Annotated in this window: 2 protein-coding genes; both read right to left on the bottom strand. The window is 43.8% G+C overall.

The features are described from left to right. Positions 1-84: 84 nt before the first annotated feature. Positions 85-552: an STM2901 family protein gene (locus KQJ19_RS23775; RefSeq protein ID WP_016152047.1), complete on the bottom strand. Its 468-nt coding sequence runs from the start codon at positions 550-552 to the stop codon at positions 85-87. 11 nt (positions 553-563) lie between these two features. Next, a partial coding sequence (gene tssD, locus KQJ19_RS23770; RefSeq protein ID WP_216404290.1) for a type VI secretion system tube protein TssD occupies positions 564-837 on the bottom strand: 274 nt, incomplete at its 5' end.

Here is an 837-nt window from a genome sequence, read left to right as displayed (position 1 = left end):
GCTTAAGACCAGGCCTAAACCAACGTTCCCTGATTGGGTAATTCTTCATGATGTACTCAATAACTTCAGCTTCATAATTTCTCATCAGAAAGATGTCCACTGTATGCGATCTTTGGGTCGTGCGATGAGGTTGTATTTATCGCGGGTATGTTTTGTCACCGCGAACAAAAGCACGATTAACTGAGCATGCCCGACAAAAGGAACCCAACGGCCTATGTAAGTTGCTATTTGGTTTGTTGGAACCATCTTCAATTTGGAAAACTTCCCCATAGGAGCGTGTAGTCTTAAACCAAACGGGAACCGAGCCCCTTTCAGAAGTTTTCTACATAGAATTGATGCAATACTAGTGCCTGGAGTGTTCGTGGCTGCTGATAGTTTTCCTTTGACAGGAATAAATGGTTGACCGATCAAAACCAGCATAACAGCTTCCGTGGTGATACCTAATGAATCTGCCAACTGCTCAATGAATATCAAATCAAACAGTTCACCCGACGTTACGTTAGCGTGACCATGATACCAATAGGTTCCATTCGCCTCTTCAGTTGTGTCCATTCAATCCCCCATTATGCCGTCTGCCGGTCATTCCATGCGTCGGTATAGATAATGTTCCCGTCGCAATGCTTCCAGGTGATTTTTTCGTAGCGTAATTCTATGGTTTCAAGATGGTTATTATTCATGTCCTCTGGACCAGCCATCGAGGGAGAAACGGAGACAATCCGCACCCCTTCCAGAAACATATTGAAGTATTCAACTTCCTGACCGGCATCATTGATTTTGTACCAACGAATCTCTGCAGACTTAAGATTCTGACCAGAAGCGACAGCTTTGTATAAATAC

This window comes from Citrobacter sp. S46_ASV_140 (genome assembly GCF_018919545.1).
Classification (GTDB): domain Bacteria; phylum Pseudomonadota; class Gammaproteobacteria; order Enterobacterales; family Enterobacteriaceae; genus Citrobacter; species Citrobacter braakii.
The sequence above is the reverse complement of the archived record's forward strand: the minus strand, read 5'-3'. Positions and strand labels throughout refer to the sequence as shown.